This is a genomic window from Enterococcus sp. FZMF (assembly GCF_030263915.1).
GTDB lineage: Bacteria > Bacillota > Bacilli > Lactobacillales > Enterococcaceae > Enterococcus_D > Enterococcus_D casseliflavus.
On the sequence record NZ_CP127160.1, the window covers coordinates 3,125,001 to 3,142,441 of the forward strand.

The 17,441-nt window shown below is 45.7% G+C and carries 11 protein-coding genes, 1 tRNA gene and 2 rRNA genes (1 of these 14 only partly in view); all 14 read right to left on the bottom strand.

Features of this window, described 5'->3' with window-relative positions:
* Positions 1-539: ribosomal RNA gene (locus tag QN079_RS15310) — 23S ribosomal RNA — on the bottom strand; it reaches 2,376 nt to the left of the window's first position.
* Positions 540-718: 179 nt separating this feature from the next.
* A tRNA-Ala gene (locus QN079_RS15315) sits at positions 719-791 on the bottom strand.
* Between the two features lie 76 nt (positions 792-867).
* A 16S ribosomal RNA gene (locus tag QN079_RS15320) occupies positions 868-2,427 on the bottom strand.
* The 16S and 23S rRNA genes sit together here with 1 tRNA gene alongside, the layout of an rRNA operon.
* A 662-nt stretch (positions 2,428-3,089) precedes the next feature.
* A complete protein-coding gene (lysS, locus tag QN079_RS15325; RefSeq protein WP_005230758.1) occupies positions 3,090-4,583 on the bottom strand; it encodes a lysine--tRNA ligase in 1,494 nt (497 codons plus the stop codon).
* Between the two features lie 96 nt (positions 4,584-4,679).
* Positions 4,680-5,693, bottom strand: coding sequence for a tRNA dihydrouridine synthase DusB (gene dusB / locus QN079_RS15330; RefSeq protein WP_289230058.1), 1,014 nt, complete (start codon positions 5,691-5,693; stop codon positions 4,680-4,682).
* The gene (gene hslO, locus QN079_RS15335) at positions 5,694-6,575 is read right to left on the bottom strand and encodes an Hsp33 family molecular chaperone HslO (protein WP_005230756.1); all 882 of its coding nucleotides are present in this window, start codon (positions 6,573-6,575) and stop codon (positions 5,694-5,696) included.
* Positions 6,576-6,717: 142 nt separating this feature from the next.
* Positions 6,718-8,826 carry an ATP-dependent zinc metalloprotease FtsH gene (gene ftsH, locus QN079_RS15340; protein WP_010749000.1) on the bottom strand — a complete coding sequence of 703 codons (2,109 nt, stop codon included), beginning with the start codon at positions 8,824-8,826 and terminating at the stop codon, positions 6,718-6,720.
* 73 nt (positions 8,827-8,899) lie between these two features.
* A complete protein-coding gene (gene hpt, locus QN079_RS15345) occupies positions 8,900-9,445 on the bottom strand; it encodes a hypoxanthine phosphoribosyltransferase (protein ID WP_005230750.1) in 546 nt (181 codons plus the stop codon).
* Between the two features lie 19 nt (positions 9,446-9,464).
* Positions 9,465-10,865, bottom strand: a complete 1,401-nt coding sequence (gene tilS / locus QN079_RS15350; protein ID WP_289230059.1) for a tRNA lysidine(34) synthetase TilS — start codon at positions 10,863-10,865, stop codon at positions 9,465-9,467.
* A 100-nt stretch (positions 10,866-10,965) separates the two neighbouring features.
* Positions 10,966-11,409: a S1 domain-containing RNA-binding protein gene (locus QN079_RS15355; protein ID WP_010748998.1), complete on the bottom strand. Its 444-nt coding sequence runs from the start codon at positions 11,407-11,409 to the stop codon at positions 10,966-10,968.
* Positions 11,410-11,483: 74 nt separating this feature from the next.
* Positions 11,484-11,930 carry an FtsB family cell division protein gene (locus QN079_RS15360; RefSeq protein WP_005230746.1) on the bottom strand — a complete coding sequence of 149 codons (447 nt, stop codon included), beginning with the start codon at positions 11,928-11,930 and terminating at the stop codon, positions 11,484-11,486.
* 83 nt (positions 11,931-12,013) lie between these two features.
* A complete protein-coding gene (locus QN079_RS15365; RefSeq protein ID WP_005230745.1) occupies positions 12,014-12,280 on the bottom strand; it encodes an RNA-binding S4 domain-containing protein in 267 nt (88 codons plus the stop codon).
* Positions 12,267-13,898, bottom strand: a complete 1,632-nt coding sequence (locus tag QN079_RS15370) for a polysaccharide biosynthesis protein (protein ID WP_289230060.1) — start codon at positions 13,896-13,898, stop codon at positions 12,267-12,269. Before QN079_RS15370 ends, QN079_RS15365 begins: the two co-directional genes overlap by 14 nt.
* Before the next feature lie 15 nt (positions 13,899-13,913).
* On the bottom strand, positions 13,914-17,432 hold the full coding sequence (mfd, locus tag QN079_RS15375; protein WP_289230061.1) for a transcription-repair coupling factor: 3,519 nt from the start codon (positions 17,430-17,432) through the stop codon (positions 13,914-13,916).
* Between the last annotated feature and the right edge of the window lie 9 nt (positions 17,433-17,441).

Consider the following 17,441-nt stretch of genomic DNA (forward strand, 5'->3'; position numbering starts at 1 on the left):
TCACTCCCCTTCCGGGGTGCTTTTCACCTTTCCCTCACGGTACTGGTTCACTATCGGTCACTAGGGAGTATTTAGCCTTGGGAGATGGTCCTCCCGGATTCCGACGGAATTCCTCGTGTTCCGCCGTACTCAGGATCCTCCTAGGTGTTATCCAAATTTCGCCTACGGGGTTTTTACCCTCTTTGACATACTTTTCCAAGTATTTCGACTATCTGAATAGACTACCATATCGGAGTCCTACAACCCCAACAAGCAAGCTTGTTGGTTTGGGCTTTTCCCGTTTCGCTCGCCGCTACTCAGGGAATCGAATTTTCTTTCTCTTCCTGCAGGTACTTAGATGTTTCAGTTCTCTGCGTCTACCTCGACTGCGCTATGTATTCACGCAGACGTAACATCCTATAAAAGATGCTGGGTTCCCCCATTCGGAAATCTCTGGATCATAGCTTACTTACAGCTCCCCAAAGCATATCGGTGTTAGTCCCGTCCTTCATCGGCTCCTAGTGCCAAGGCATCCACCGTGCGCCCTTATTCACTTAACCTTTGACCTTACGGTCGGTTTTGAGTACTTCTTCTAGCGATAGAAGGTTGCTCAAGAAAATAAGCGTTGAACTTATTAAAAAACTCTTTTAACATTTCAACTCGGTGTGTGTTACTTGTTTTGATTATTTCTTCGATATCCAGTTTTCAATGAACAAAGCTTAACGACCATTGTCGTTAATGGAGCCTAGCGGGATCGAACCGCTGACCTCCTGCGTGCAAAGCAGGCGCTCTCCCAGCTGAGCTAAGGCCCCGGGTATTTACTTGAGAGTAGACCTCTCAAAACTGAACAAAGGCAAACGATGTGTAGTCTTCCGAAATATTCCTTAGAAAGGAGGTGATCCAGCCGCACCTTCCGATACGGCTACCTTGTTACGACTTCACCCCAATCATCTATCCCACCTTAGGCGGCTGGCTCCAAAAAGGTTACCTCACCGACTTCGGGTGTTACAAACTCTCGTGGTGTGACGGGCGGTGTGTACAAGGCCCGGGAACGTATTCACCGCGGCGTGCTGATCCGCGATTACTAGCGATTCCGGCTTCATGTAGGCGAGTTGCAGCCTACAATCCGAACTGAGAGAAGCTTTAAGAGATTAGCTTAGCCTCGCGACTTCGCAACTCGTTGTACTTCCCATTGTAGCACGTGTGTAGCCCAGGTCATAAGGGGCATGATGATTTGACGTCATCCCCACCTTCCTCCGGTTTGTCACCGGCAGTCTCGCTAGAGTGCCCAACTAAATGATGGCAACTAACAATAAGGGTTGCGCTCGTTGCGGGACTTAACCCAACATCTCACGACACGAGCTGACGACAACCATGCACCACCTGTCACTTTGCCCCCGAAGGGGAAGCTCTATCTCTAGAGTGGTCAAAGGATGTCAAGACCTGGTAAGGTTCTTCGCGTTGCTTCGAATTAAACCACATGCTCCACCGCTTGTGCGGGCCCCCGTCAATTCCTTTGAGTTTCAACCTTGCGGTCGTACTCCCCAGGCGGAGTGCTTAATGCGTTTGCTGCAGCACTGAAGGGCGGAAACCCTCCAACACTTAGCACTCATCGTTTACGGCGTGGACTACCAGGGTATCTAATCCTGTTCGCTCCCCACGCTTTCGAGCCTCAGCGTCAGTTACAGACCAGAGAGCCGCCTTCGCCACTGGTGTTCCTCCATATATCTACGCATTTCACCGCTACACATGGAATTCCACTCTCCTCTTCTGCACTCAAGTCTCCCAGTTTCCAATGACCCTCCCCGGTTGAGCCGGGGGCTTTCACATCAGACTTAAGAAACCGCCTGCGCTCGCTTTACGCCCAATAAATCCGGACAACGCTTGCCACCTACGTATTACCGCGGCTGCTGGCACGTAGTTAGCCGTGGCTTTCTGGTTAGATACCGTCAAGGGATGAACATTTTACTCTCATCCTTGTTCTTCTCTAACAACAGAGTTTTACGATCCGAAAACCTTCTTCACTCACGCGGCGTTGCTCGGTCAGACTTTCGTCCATTGCCGAAGATTCCCTACTGCTGCCTCCCGTAGGAGTCTGGGCCGTGTCTCAGTCCCAGTGTGGCCGATCACCCTCTCAGGTCGGCTATGCATCGTTGCCTTGGTGAGCCGTTACCTCACCAACTAGCTAATGCACCGCGGGTCCATCCATCAGTGACGCAAAAGCGCCTTTCAACTTTCTTCCATGCGGAAAATAGTGTTATACGGTATTAGCACCTGTTTCCAAGTGTTATCCCCTTCTGATGGGCAGGTTACCCACGTGTTACTCACCCGTTCGCCACTCTTTTTCTTTCGGTGGAGCAAGCTCCGGTGAAAGAAAAAGCGTTCGACTTGCATGTATTAGGCACGCCGCCAGCGTTCGTCCTGAGCCAGGATCAAACTCTCATAATGATTTGTTTGAATGACCATACGGTCATTAAGCTCATAAAAATTAACTTTGCTAGCTATTGCTTGCATGTATTTGTTTCAATAAATTGAAACGTCCTACACATTGGTTCGTTTGCTTGCTTTGTTCAGTTTTCAAAGGTCTACCGTGCTGTGTTAGCAACTTTTATATCATATCAGAGCGACATTTGATTGTCAACTCTTTTTTTAAAAGTTTTTTTCGCTCGTTGTTTTTCAACTTCGTAGCGGCTGTCTCAGCGACTTAATTAGAATAACAAATGATTCGTTATTTGTCAACAACTTTTTTTAATTAATTTTGTTGATGTATCAACATCAATTAACTGTTTTAAAATTGCGACTTCGTTATAATATCATCTGTCGAGCTGTGCGTCAACTACTTTTTTCAATTCTTTTTAGGAATTCAATTAGTCATTTGGCACATGTAATAATATACCAACTAAATCCCTTGTGGTCAATCATTTTCTATGGCTTTTTTTAATTTTTACAAACCCGTCTAATCGCATTGGATCCAGCTTTTATCGTTCGCATTTAATCCGTTTTCTGGCAACTTTCGTGGCGTTTTCCCCTCTAATTCCTCGCTGTTTTTCACCCTGATCCAGCAGACAAGAAAAAAAGCCGCCCATCTCTTGCGAGTGGACGGAGTTTTTTTATCTCATTGTTGGGAATAATAAAACGTCGCGAATCGATTGCGCATCTGTCAACAGCATCACTAAGCGATCGATCCCGATCCCTAATCCACCAGTTGGCGGCATACCGTATTCAAGTGCTTCTAAGAAATCTTCATCCACCCCATGGGCTTCATCATTTCCTGCTTCGCGCTCTTTTTCTTGCCCTTCAAAACGTTCTCTTTGATCGATTGGATCATTTAGTTCCGTGAAGGCATTCGCAAATTCACGACCAACGATAAATAATTCAAAGCGGTCGGTAAAGCGTTCATCTTCTGGATTCTTTTTCGCTAATGGCGAAACTTCCACTGGATGACCGAAGACAAAGGTTGGCTGCTGTAACGTTTCTTCAACAAATGTCTCAAAGAATTCATTGATGATATGGCCAACAGTCATGGCATCAGTGATTTCAACATGATGTTCTTTCGCTAAGCTGCGGGCTTCTTCAACGGACATTGGTTGCCAGAAATCAACACCTGTTTGATTTTTGATTGCATCGACCATATGGATTCGTGCAAAGTCGCTAGCTAGATCGACTTCTTGTCCATCGTATTGGATCGTTGCTGTATGCAAGACTTTTTCAGCAGCATTACGGATAATGCCTTCGGTCAGATCCATCACATCTTTGAAATCTGTATATGCCGTATACGCTTCTAGCATTGTAAACTCAGGATTATGGGTCGTATCGATCCCTTCATTTCGGAAAACGCGGCCGATCTCATAGACTTTTTCCATGCCGCCCACGATCAATCGTTTTAAGTGAAGCTCAAGAGCGATCCGTAAATACAGATCCATGTCTAAGGCATTGTGGTGGGTAATGAAGGGACGAGCCGCTGCACCACCTGCTTGATTATGCAATACTGGCGTTTCGACTTCGATATACCCATGACCGTCAAGGTAACGACGAATTTCGCTGATGATTTGGCTTCGTTTCATGAAACGATCAAAGCTTTCTTTATTACTGATCAAATCCAAGTAACGTTGACGGTAGCGTTGTTCTACGTTCGTCAAGCCATGGTATTTGTCAGGCAATGGACGCAATGCTTTTGATAAGATCACGATTTCTTTGGCTTTGATGGTCACTTCACCGGTATCGGTCTTCATGATTTCACCAGATACGCCGAAGAAATCACCTAAGTCTGCGTGTTTGAATACTTCGTAAGGTTCATCCCCTACTTGGTCTTTACGTACATATATTTGAATACGGCCTTCGCGGTCTTGTAAATGCGCAAAACCAGCCTTACCTTTTCCACGTTTTGTAACGATTCTTCCTGCAATGCTTGCTGAAAGATTCATTTCGGCTAATTCTTCTTTGGTTCTTTGATCAAATAACTCATGTAACTCGGCAGAATTATGGGTGCGTTCGAATCGCTTGCCAAAAGGATCAATGCCTTCTTCCCGTAGTTTTTCCATCTTTTCACGGCGAACCAACATTTGATCATTCAATTCTTCTTGTGTTTGTCGTTCCTCTGTCACGAGTTTTCCTCCATTCTTAACTTGGGTTTCCTTCTTATAATGCCAATGATGACGCAAAAAATCAAGCCGAACTTTCGAATCGACTTGATTTGTTTCTTATTCCTTAAGAGTTGCTAGCGGCTGTTTTTCGACCTTTTCCACAAATGCATCTAATAAATCAAAAATCGTCTGCTTATCTTCCGCTTGGTTAATTGCCGCTTTAACTTTGGCTGCCCGCGAAATACCTTTTAAGTAGTACGCAGCATGTTGACGAAATTCTCGCGAAGCGATTTTTTCCCCTTTTAGATCAGCCAAACGTTCTAAATGAAGTTTCGCTGTCGAAATTTTTTCTCGGGGTGTTGGTTCTGGCAATAACTCGCCTGTCTCCAAGTATTGCTTGGTGCGGTGGATCATCCATGGATTGCCTAACGCTGCCCGTCCGATCATCACTGCATCTGCACCGACTTCTTCCAACATTCGCTTGGCATCTTCAGGGGTTTTGACATCACCGTTGCCCATAAAGGGAATCGTGATACTTTGCTTCACTTGTTTCAACACGTCCCAATCTGCCGATCCTTCATACATCTGTACACGGGTTCTGCCATGCATACCGATCGCTGCGGCACCCGCTGCTTCTGCGGCTTGGGCATTTTCAACCGCAAAGACGTGCTGCTCATCCCAGCCGATCCGCATTTTTACGGTAACGGGCTTGTCGATCGCACTGGAAACAGCATGGACCATTTCATAAACCTTGTCGGGATCTAAAAGCCACTTCGCACCAGCTTCTGCTTTGATAATTTTGTTTACAGGACACCCCATGTTGATATCAATGATATCGGCAGTTGTGTTCTCTGCGACAAATTGCGCTGCTTCTACCAAAGATGCTTTATTCCCACCAAAAATCTGAATACTAAGAGGATGCTCGGTCTCGTCAATAAATAGCATCTCAAGGGTCTTCTTGTTCCGCAGTTGAATCCCTCGATCACTGATCATCTCACAGACGACTAAACCCGCGCCAAATTCTTTGACTGTCACACGAAACGCAGAATTGGTGATCCCTGCCATTGGCGCAACGACGACGCGGTTGGGAATCTCAACCGACCCGATCTGCCATGTTTGTCTATCTTTCACTTACGCTTCCGCCTCTTTCTTCAATGCCGCCAATTCCGTTTCATCAAAATGATACTTGTTGCCACAAAACGAGCAGACTGCCTCTGCCCCGTGGTCTTCATCGATCATCGCTTGGATCTCATCAGCCCCCAAGGTAATGATCGCCGTCGCAAATTTTTCTTTCGTGCAATCACAATGGAACTGGACGGGCATTTTTTCTAGTACTTCGATCGTCGTGTCTGGCAACAATGTCGCTAAGATCTCCTCTGGTGATTGTCCTTCATCGATCAAGGTTGATACTCGAGGCAATTCTCCCAAACGTTTTTCGATGGCATCAATGATCTCTTCACTGGCACCAGGCATGATCTGCAGCATAAAGCCACCGGCTGCCCGAATCGAATCATCGGTTTCTACTAATACACTCAGACCAACAGCAGAAGGAATCTGTTCTGACACTGCTAAATAATAAGTAAAGTCTTCCCCAAGCTCCCCAGAGACGATCGGTGTTTGTCCAGAGAAGGGTTCTTTTAGCCCTAAGTCTTTGATCACGGTAAAGATCCCTTGGTCACCCACTGCGCCCCGAACGTCCAATTTCCCTTGAGGGTTCAACGGCAGACTGATCTGCGGATTTTTTATGTATCCTTTTACGTCCCCACGGCCATTGCTGTCTACGACGATTGCCCCAGCAGGACCATTTCCTTGAATTTTGACGGTCAATTTGTCTTCCCCTTTTAAGGTACTGCCTAATAACAAACTTCCCACCATCGCTCGCCCTAAAGCAGCGGATGCCGTATTCCATGTTTCATGGCGTCGTTGTGCTTCGGCGATCGTTTCTGTTGCCGATACTGCATATGCTCGGACGAAGCCGTCATATGCTAGTGCTTTTACTAAATAATCCTTCATCTTGATTCTCCTTTTTATTCATTAATGAATCATACTAGGAAGCGCCGCTTTTTTCAACTGAATGTGTTTGAATTTAAGGAAAGTCTTCTTAAATAGAAACAAAAAGGCACCGAGTTTCCTCGGTGCCTTGATACGTCTTGTTTTAGGCGTTATCATCTTTGTTTTCTTGATCAGTCGGTTGGCTTTCGCTATTGCGGCGAACGTCTTCCAATTGTTGATCAAAATCGTTTGATGGTGCATCTTCGCTGTGTTTTTCTGCAGCTTGCTTCTCTGCATCTTTTTCTTCCAGCGCACGTTTCGCTTCTTCAAACGTTTGAGCTTTTTCACTAGGATACTCAGAGCTTTCGGTTCCTTCAGGCATCTTGCCTTCTTCAAACAAGGATTTGATTGCTTTGGCATCTAATGTTTCATGTTCAAGCAGTTTTTCAGCGATCAATTTGTGCTGTGCACGGTGTTCTTCAATGATTTCATGGGCTTTTTGATGAGCATCCATTAAAATCTTGCGAACTTCTTGATCGATTTCAAAGGCAACTTGTTCAGAGTAAGCTTTTGTTTGACCATAATCACGACCAACAAAGACTTGATGGTTTCCTTCATATTGAACTGGACCTAACTTGTCACTCATTCCATATTCTGTCACCATGCTTCTTGCAAGCGCAGTTGCTTGTTCAAAGTCATTGGAAGCACCCGTTGATTGTACACCGAAGATGATTTCTTCAGCCGTACGACCACCAAGCAACCCAACGATTTGTTCAAACATATCTTCTTTGGTCATCAAGAATTGATCTTCTTTCGGCAAGGCGATCATGTAACCACCCGCACGTCCCCGAGGAATGATCGTTACTTTGTGTACCACACGGGCACGACTCAAGACTAACCCAACAATGGTATGTCCTGCTTCATGGTAAGCAACCATTTCACGTTCGCGTTTGTTGATGACCCGATCTTTCTTCGCTGGACCAGCGATCACGCGGTCTTCTGCTTCATCGATATCTGAAGCATCGATTTTTTTCTTGTTACGACGAGCAGCAACTAATGCCGCTTCATTCAAGACGTTTTCCAGATCCGCACCGGCAAAGCCTGGTGTTTGTTGGGCAACGACTTTCAAATCAACATCATCTGATAAAGGTTTGTTGCGGGCATGGACACGGAGGATCGCTTCACGACCTTTCACGTCTGGACGACCAACCAAAATCTGACGGTCAAAACGACCTGGACGTAGCAACGCTGGATCTAAAACATCCGAACGGTTCGTTGCGGCAATGACGATCACGCCTTCATTCCCATCAAAACCATCCATTTCAACCAACAACTGGTTCAATGTTTGTTCCCGCTCATCATGTCCGCCACCCATACCGGCACCACGTTGGCGACCGACTGCATCGATTTCATCGATAAAGATGATGGCTGGTGCATTTTTCTTCGCTGTTTCAAATAAGTCACGCACCCGGCTTGCACCGACACCGACAAACATTTCAACGAAATCTGAACCAGAGATCGAGTAAAACGGTACGCCAGCTTCACCAGCAACGGCTTTGGCTAGTAACGTTTTCCCGGTTCCTGGAGGCCCCTCAAGTAAGACACCTGCTGGGATACGAGCACCTAATTCAACGAAGCGTCGAGGATCTTTCAAGAATTCCACGACTTCGACAAGCTCTTGTTTTTCTTCTTCTGCACCGGCTACGTCTGAAAAACGCACGCGGTTGGCTTTTTTATCCGCTTCTTTGGCTTTTGATTTGCCAAAGTTCATCACACGGCCGCCACCGCCACCGCCGCCACCTTGTTGGCTCATCATCATGTAGAAGAAGAAAATGATGATCACAAGTGGTAAGAAGCTAACCAAAAGCGATAACCAAATGCCGCTGTTGGATTCTTCTTCGATCGTGGTTTTGACCCCTTCTGCCGAGGCCAAACTGGTGACTTCGCTTAGTGTGGAATCATTCGGTAAAATGATCGTTGAAAAGCGGGTCGAACTCGCCTGTGTATTACCTAAAACAGACAAGCTGTTGTCATTGCTGACGGTTTGTTCTTCATTGTATTCACCCACGATTCGATACACACCGTTAGCGGGTTGAACAGTAAACTGTTTGATCTTCCCGTCTTTCAGTTGCTCTGTAAACGTGGAGTACTCGATCGTTGGGGTCTGCTGATTGCCATTTCCAAAAATGAAATATACGACCATGACCATCGCCAACAAGACAAGTACATAATATAAGGTATTTTTTACCATACCGTTATTTTTCTTATTCATGCGTACCTCCCTGGCTATTTTGTTTTATCAATCCTGACCATTTAATTGTATCACAATTGATTTAGAACAGTCACTAATTTGACTGATAAACACTAGGTTTTAAGACGCCAACGTAAGGTAAGTTTCGATATTGCTCTGCATAGTCCAGTCCATATCCAACAACAAACTCATTTGGCACATCGAAGCCGACATAATCTGCATCGATCTCAACGACACGACCTTCTGGCTTATCTAATAACGTTACGATTTTCACTGATTTCGCTTTACGGTATTTGAATAGATCCACCAGATAAGCCAATGTGCGACCGCTGTCAATGATGTCTTCAACGATCAAGAGATCACGGCCCTCAACATTTGTATCTAAATCTTTGATGATCTTGACTTCCCCAGATGAAATCATGGCATTGCCATAACTTGAGACATCCATGAAGTCTAACTCCAAGTAACAATCCATCTCACGAACGATGTCTGCCATGAAAGGAACGGCACCTTTCAGCACACCTACGACTAGAGGATTTTTATCCGCATAAGCCGCCGTTAATTCTTGACCAAGTTCCACACAACGATTTTTGATTTCGTCACGGGAAATCAAAATTTTCTCAATATCTTTATCTAGCATAAAGTTCTCCTTCCAACTCTTACTTCTGATATTTATAAAGAAGTATGTAGTGTATTTTATCAGTTTCTGGCGCAATACTCAAATAGGAAAATGTATGAGGTAGTAAGGCAATCACCTCTTTTTCAAGGTTTGTGACGACCCAACTTTTTTCTCGCACTTCATTAGGAATTTTTGAATCGATAAAAAAACGACTGATCTTTTTGGTCAGACCACGCGCCAAGCGGATTCGGTCTCCCGGCTGGCGCTTACGCACCACCAGCTCAGAGGAATAGTTTAGCGGTAAATCTTGGGAAAACTCTGACCAATTTGTGATTTTTTTGGGAATATGCTGTTCATTTATCGGAAAATACCCAATCCATTCCTTTTCAGAAAGATAGATCCCCTCCCCTAAAACCAGTCGCTGACTAACTTCTGTCAACGGCGCTGCAGGCTTTTGGGGAACAGTAACAGGTTCCAATAACAATTGGTCATAACTGCGCCGCAGCTGCCACTGTTTGTGCAACGCCAATTGCCATTGCCCTTTCTTTTCATCTAGCAGACGCAATACCTGCGGCAGCTGTTTTTGATTGAGGGGCTGTTTCGTAAAAGCCTCTGCTTGCTGTAAAAAACCCGCATAGAAAAAATAGCGTTGCGCTGGCGAAAACGTCGGCAGCTGCTGCAGATCGATCACTAAGCGAGCAGCTTGCTGTTGAACGAACGCAGACAACCATTGCTGCTGCTCTTGTTGGATCAGCTGATTGGCGAACTGTACTTCTTCAGAAAGCTGTTGAAAATGCGGCAGCAGCTGCAGATTTTCCGCTTTTAAGGCTGGCACTACTTGCTGGCGTAGTCGGTTTCGCAAATACAGCGATTCGTGATTGCTTTCGTCTTCAAAGTAGGGAATCTGCTGTGCTTGCGCATACTCGTAAATCGCTGCCTTGCTGACAGTAAGCAGTGGACGCAACAAGATCCCTGTGTGAAAAGGCTGCTGCTGTTTCATCCCGCCAGCCGATCGCAAGCGACCTTCTCGCATCATCTTCATCAACATCGTTTCTACTTGGTCATCACTGTGGTGAGCAGTCAGCAAAACATCATAGCCTTCTTGAGACATGACGTCGGCAAAAAATGTATAGCGAAAGTTTCGAGCGCTAGCTTCTACGCCGGTTTCTGGCGGGTTTTCCCAACACCGTTCATAAAAAGGAATGCCGCATTCTTGGCAGTACTGCCGTAAAAAAGCCGCTTCCTTGGCAGATGCTGGACGCAATTGATGGTTCACATGTGCCACACCAAAACATGGCTCTTTTTGCATTTCAGGAAACAACTGACAAAAGATCTGCAACAAGACCATCGAATCGACGCCCGTCGATACCGCCAGCAAAAAGCGGCGTTTTTTTTCAGGATCGATGGCAGTGAGTTGCCCTCGAACGGTTTGAATGACCATCGTTTGACCTCCTTCTCATTTGGTAATCCCACAAGAAAGAAAGCTGAAACAAAACGAACCAACAGTTTTGTTCCAGCTTTTTCCAACTTGCTATTCATGTTTAGTTACGGCGTCCGCCGCGGCCACCGCGTTTTCCTTCTGTATTTCGACGTAATGACGAAAGACGATCATCACTATCTTTTAGAAAAGAACTCATCAATGAATCGAAGTCTTGTTTATTTACATTCGTATTTTGATTGCGTGAAAAAGATTTTTTCGGATTTGGTCGATTGAATTCTTTTTTCGGGTATTCACGTTTTTCTTCCGGTTTATCTTCTGCTTTGCGGATCGATAGGCCGATTTTTCCATCGTTGCCGATTGCCGTAACAAGTACTGTCACTTCATCCCCAACAGACAACACGTCGTGAATGTCTTTGACGAATCCGTTTGATACTTCACTGATATGCACCAAACCAGTTTTCCCTTCACCAAGATCAATGAACGCACCAAAATTTGTAATACCAGACACTTTGCCCTTTAGTTTCGCTCCAACTTCGATTGACATATAAAAAATGTTCCTCCTAATTTTTACCCATTTAAAATAATTCAAACTACTGCGCTGAGTAGGTATGACATTGCTTAATCTTGTGACTCTGTGGATGATGATTCTTGTCCGCTTTGCGAAGAACGCTCATTGGTGTTTTGAGAATCCGTCCCGTCTGGCAAGACTGGATAGATTTTTTCGCCATCTTTTGAGTAGAAGAATCGGCTGCGGGCCAATTTTGCCACATACTCATCGTCTTGCAGCAAGGCAACGTCTCGCTCCAGTGAAGCCACCTTTTGTTCTGCCTCTTTTTGTTCGGCGACTGTTTCCGCCTTATATTCCTTTAGCTTTTGCAGGCGCATTTGATCGTTGAACATCTGAATCCCTACGATCGCAAATATCGCTAATGCCGCCACGAAAAACGCCACCAGCCGACGTCGGCGAAACACGACTTGCCGCCGCTCTTTTTCAAACTTGGCAAATTGCTCTTTCGCATAATCGGTCTGCAATAGTTCTATTTTTTTATTTGATTCTTTTGCCACCTGAACTCGCTCCCGTCGCTGTCTTTGTTTTTTACATTATACCAACATCCGCAAAGCTTGTCTAACTGAAAATGCCGTAAAAATCAAGCATTTTCTGAGATTCTTTCCTCTGAAACGATCTCATACATTTTTGCAGCGTCTTCTTTTTTCGTCGATTCATGCAATTCATTGACTTTTACTTCCAAGACCTTATTCCCGAATTGAATGCGCATGGTATCGCCTACTTTGACGTCACTGCTTGACTTGGCTAATTTGCCGTTGATCTGAATGCGTCCCTTGTCTGCCACTTCTTTGGCCACAGAGCGACGCTTGATGATGCGGGAGATTTTAAGAAATTTATCTAATCTCATGTTTTTCACCTCTTCTTAATAGTTTCTTTCCAAATGGAACTAACAGCCATTCGCGAATCGTTAACAATTTGATTTTGATCGCTGCCCCGATAAAGGCTGCGCCTCCCAGACCGACACCGCCTAGGCAAAAAAGCAGTGCCTGTAATCGATGGGTCAAAGGACCGTTCAATAAGATCGCAACGAAGCTATAATATAAGAATAGCACGCTTGCCATGATCCCTAAACAAATAAATAGTTTTTTTCCATAATTTCCTTCATGCCAAAAGTGATTGATGCTGCTTTTTGCTCGACGCTGTTCGGAAACCACAAAACAGTATAAGGTCGCGCCTAACCCCAACAATGTACTGATACTCGCTCCTGCAGTCCCATAAGAAGCAGTCAGCGGCCACATCGATAGACATTTGATCAAAAGACCGATCCCCGCAGCGAGCAAGCCGAAGGTGTAGGTATTGCGACTTTGTTGAATGCTTTGATAGGCTTGGATCGTCGCCATCAGAGCGATAGAAAAGACAAACAATACCAGCGCCGCATTGCCAGAACCGTCTTTGAATAAGGCAAAGTTGATATAAGGCAGCAAAATCGCTAAGCCCACGGCGGAAGCCGAAGCAATCCCGATCGTCAGGCGCAAATACATTTTTGCCGACTTTTCAAACAGCTGCTGATTTTTTACCGTCAAATACTTAGTCAACGTTGGCAAAAACGTCGAGCTTAACGCCATCGCCACCACAAGACCTAGTTGGACGAGGGGTTGTCCGCGATCATAGATCCCTTTTGAAATTCGGGCTGCTTGCGCCGTCATCCCCCCCGCTTCTAGCGCATTGGTCAATAAAAACGAATCCGCTAACTGGAACAAGATCAAATAGCCGCTATAAATCGTCAACAGACCGCCTTCTAAGAAGAACCGTTTCTTCAACGAGGCGGATAAACCAGCGGGATTTTCTCCTGTACTGGTGACTGGTTTATGCCATAGTGATAGGCGTTTGCCGTTGATTTGTCGGCTATAATAACTTAAGATCCACCACGCCGCAAGCCCCCCGACTAAGGCACCCATCATGGCGACAGTCCCCGTTTGATAAATCGTCCAGCCCAATTGCTGGAAAGCTGCCGCAGCACCTAAAATCACACCAACTCTAAGCAGCTGCTCTACGACTTGGGAAACTGCTGTCGGCACCATTTGCAAATTTCCTTGAAACATTCCTCGATAAAAGGTCAAAGGCGGGACAAATAAGAAGGTAAAAGAAACGACTCGAATCAAGCCCGCCAGTTGGTGGTCCCCCATCACTTGCGCAATCGGACCGGCAAATAAAAAGGTCACCGCCCATAAACCGATCGCAGACCAAAGTACGAAAGGCGTCAACGCTTGCAGCCGTTCCTTGCTTTTCAAAGGATCGGGTTCTTCAGCGACGATGCGGGAGATAAACTGTGGCAACCCTGACAACGCTAACGTCATCGCCAATCCATAAATCGGATAGACTTGTTGATACACATAAAACCCTTCGTCCCCTACCAGGTTCTGAAAAGGGACCCGATAAACGGCACTTAAGATTTTTGCGATAAAGGAAGCGATCGTTAAAATAAACGCCCCTTCCATCGTACGCTTCAATTGTGATTTCGGCATCCCGCTGGTTCCTTTCTAGCCTTGGCTGGCGTATTTTTGTTCCCGTAACGCTTTGACAAAATCTTGGATTTCTAATAGCCAGGTGCTTTCCTTCATCACTGGCGGAATCTGTAATTTGATGGTCATTTGCTCATGATCGACACCCATCGTGGCTTTTAATTTAGTAGCTTTCAATGCTTCAAACAGCTGCTCCACCGAATAATTTTTCGTGCCGACTTTACTCAAAGTAAACGACACCGTCTGCTGCTGCTTGCGGATAGTTTCTAACAAGGCACGATCGCCGTTCATTTTGATCTCGCCCACCGTTAAGAGATGTGCCACTTCTACAGGGTATTCACCGAAACGGTCTAACAGATCATCTTGAAGTTCATCAACTGCTTCTTGGGATTCCAGCTCACGAATTCGTTTGTAGATCTCGATTTTTTGCCGTTCGTCTTCAATATACGAAGTCGGTAAGTAGGCATCGATCCCCAGATCGATCTCGACGGTCGTTTTTTCTGTTTGGGTATTTTTCCCTTGTTTCCGAGTGACTGCTTCAGACAGCATTTGCGAGTACATGTCAAACCCGACTGCATCGATAAAGCCGTGCTGCTGCGCCCCCAATAGATTTCCCGCTCCACGAATCGAAAGATCTCGCATCGCGATTTTGAAACCTGACCCCAACTCGGTAAAGTCCTTAATGGCTTGCAGGCGTTTTTCACTGACTTCATTCAACACTTTTTGCTGTTCATACATGAAATACGCATAGGCGACCCGATTGCTTCGACCGACACGGCCGCGCAGCTGATACAACGTCGAAAGCCCCATGTAATCGGCATTTTCCACAAACAACGTATTGGCATTGGGAATATCCACACCGGTTTCAATGATCGTCGTTGTCACCAACACATCGTATTGCCCTTCAATAAAGTCAAACAGGGTATTTTCCAATTGAATCTCGGTCATTTGCCCGTGGGCATACGCGATTCGTGCGTCTGGCACTAACGCCTGCAGTTCTTCGACTTTTCGCTCGATCGTATCGACACGATTATAGAGATAAAACACTTGACCTCCCCGTGCCATCTCCCGTTGGATCGCTTCTCGCACCGCTCCTGGATTCATCTCCATCACATAGGTTTGGATCGGGTAACGATTTTCTGGTGGTGTTTCGATCACAGATAGGTCCCGTACCCCCAGCATCGACATATGCAATGTTCGTGGGATCGGCGTTGCCGTCAACGTCAACACATCGACTTGCGAACGCAGTTGTTTCAAGCGCTCTTTGTGTTTGACCCCAAACCGTTGTTCTTCATCGATCACCAACAAGCCCAAATCAGCAAACTCGACATCTTTTGACAATAATCGGTGGGTCCCCACCAAAATATCGACTTGCCCTTTGCGCACTTGCTCGATCGTTTCATTCTGCTGTTTTTTCGTCCGAAAACGACTCAGTACCCCAACATTGACGGGGAATCCTTCAAAACGATCGACCATCGTTTCATAGTGCTGCTGCGCCAAGATCGTTGTCGGTACTAAGAAAGCCACTTGTTTGCTTTCTTTGATCGCTTTAAAAGCAGCCCGCAGCGCCACTTCTGTTTTCCCAAAACCAACATCCCCGACTAACAAGCGGTCCATCGGCTTTTCTTTTTCCATATCCCGCTTGATCTCTGCCGTACTGCGCAGCTGATCATCGGTTTCCGAATACGGAAAGGCATCTTCAAACTCTTTTTGATAGGCATCGTCTGGTTGAAAAGCATAGCCTTTTTCTGATTCGCGTTTGGCATACAATAAAATCAAATCATCTGCAATGTCTTCAATTTTAGCCGTCACTTTGCGCTTGGTCTTCGCCCACTCGCTGCCACCTAATTTATTGATTTTCGGTGTTTTCGATTCGGAAGCCACATATTTTTGAATCAAATTCAATTGGGTGACTGGAATAAAGAGCTTGTCTTCGTTTTGGTACAAGATCGTCATGTAATCTTGGTGGACGCCATCGACTTCTAAGGTTTCCATGCCGATGTACTTCCCGATCCCATGATTCGCATGGACGACATAATCGCCCGCTTTTAACTCATTGTAGCTTTTGAGCCGTTCCGCATTGGTGACATTTTGCCTGCGGGCTCTTTTTTTGTTCATCTTTTGGAAAATTTCTTTTTCCGTAACCACCACTAGCTTGTCTTGCGGCATTTCAAAGCCGCTTTGCAAACGTTCCACCACGATTTGGGTGCGTCCTGTAAACAGGCGGTCTTGTTGCGTCTGCACGGCATAGATATCATGATCTCGCAAATCTTGCTCTAACTTCTTGGCCCGCTCTTGGTCACTGACCAGAAAAATCACCGTCTGCTGCTGCTTCTCCCAGCGATCGATTTCAACTTTCAAGAGACCCATTTGGCTGAAAAACTGCTGCATCGGCCGGTATTGAAATTGATGGATCGCTTGGAAGCGAATGTTCCCCATTCCTTTTTGGAATAAAGAAAAGAAGCTGGTCACAAAGGTTTCTTTTTGCAGCAGCTGATGGACATCGATCCCGAATTGCTGTTCAGAAAAGACCCGCAGCTCCGCTAATTTTTGGGTATGCCACTCCGCCTCTTCCCGTTCGATCTCACGATTGGTCTCCATGATCCGAGCATAATCATCGATCATCAAAAAGGCATCTTCAGAAAAATAATCTAAGACACTCATTTGCTGACGATACAGTAAATCCGTGTAATAACGGGCACTTTCACCAGGAATCCCTGCTTGCCATTGAGAAGCCAACTGGCCAAAATAATCTTCTAAAAAGGCGCGATCGGTTACTTCTTTGGTGACTGCCAACCGTTTGTTCAATAATTCTTGCAGCTGCTTTTGCCCCGCAGCTAAATCTTCCGCTGAGAAAACCAATTCAGTAGTGGGTAAAATAGCCACTTGCTGCAGCGTTTCCACTGAGCGTTGCGTTTCCACGTTGAAAGAACGCATCGAGTCGATTTCTACATCGAATAACTCGATCCGTACGGGATATTCGGCATTTAATGGATAAATATCGAGGATGCTCCCACGAATACTGAATTCGCCAGGTTTGCCAATCATTGACTGACGTTCGTAGCCCATCAAAATCAATTGTTGCGGCAAACGCTCTAAATCGATCTCATCGCCGATCTGCCATTGAAATTGATTGGCTAACCAGGTTTTCTTTTCAGGCAAATACTTTCGCAAAGCCGCCACCGGCAACACATAGATCCCCGTTTTCCCTTGAGAAACAGCATTCAGCGCTGCCACGCGTTCTTCTCTGGCTTCTGGTGAAGAAAAAGCCATTTCGGCTGACAACACTTCATCCACTGGAAAAACGTAGACATCTTCCGTCACATTGCGCAGATCTTCGGCTAGTTGATTTGTATAATAGAGATTAGGTGTCACGACGATCACTTGTTTTTGAAATGCCTGATACACACCAGTGATCGCTAATGTTTTTGCCGATCCAGCTAGACCGGTCAGCAATTGCCGGGGGGCCTGTTCACGTAAACCTGTATGCCAAGCCACCACTGTCGGCACTTTATTTATTAATTCAATTAAATCCATCTCGGCCCT

Excerpts from the sequence above, each read along its gene's own strand:
- hpt (WP_005230750.1), bottom strand. The coding sequence starts at position 9,445 with ATGCTAGATAAAGATATTGAGAAAATTTTGATTTCCCGTGACGAAATC.
- ftsH (WP_010749000.1), bottom strand. The coding sequence starts at position 8,826 with ATGAATAAGAAAAATAACGGTATGGTAAAAAATACCTTATATTATGTA.
- hslO (WP_005230756.1), bottom strand. The coding sequence starts at position 6,575 with ATGAAGGATTATTTAGTAAAAGCACTAGCATATGACGGCTTCGTCCGA.
- QN079_RS15370 (WP_289230060.1), bottom strand. The coding sequence starts at position 13,898 with ATGCCGAAATCACAATTGAAGCGTACGATGGAAGGGGCGTTTATTTTA.
- mfd (WP_289230061.1), bottom strand. The coding sequence starts at position 17,432 with ATGGATTTAATTGAATTAATAAATAAAGTGCCGACAGTGGTGGCTTGG.
- QN079_RS15355 (WP_010748998.1), bottom strand. The coding sequence starts at position 11,409 with ATGTCAATCGAAGTTGGAGCGAAACTAAAGGGCAAAGTGTCTGGTATT.
- tilS (WP_289230059.1), bottom strand. The coding sequence starts at position 10,865 with ATGGTCATTCAAACCGTTCGAGGGCAACTCACTGCCATCGATCCTGAA.
- QN079_RS15365 (WP_005230745.1), bottom strand. The coding sequence starts at position 12,280 with ATGAGATTAGATAAATTTCTTAAAATCTCCCGCATCATCAAGCGTCGC.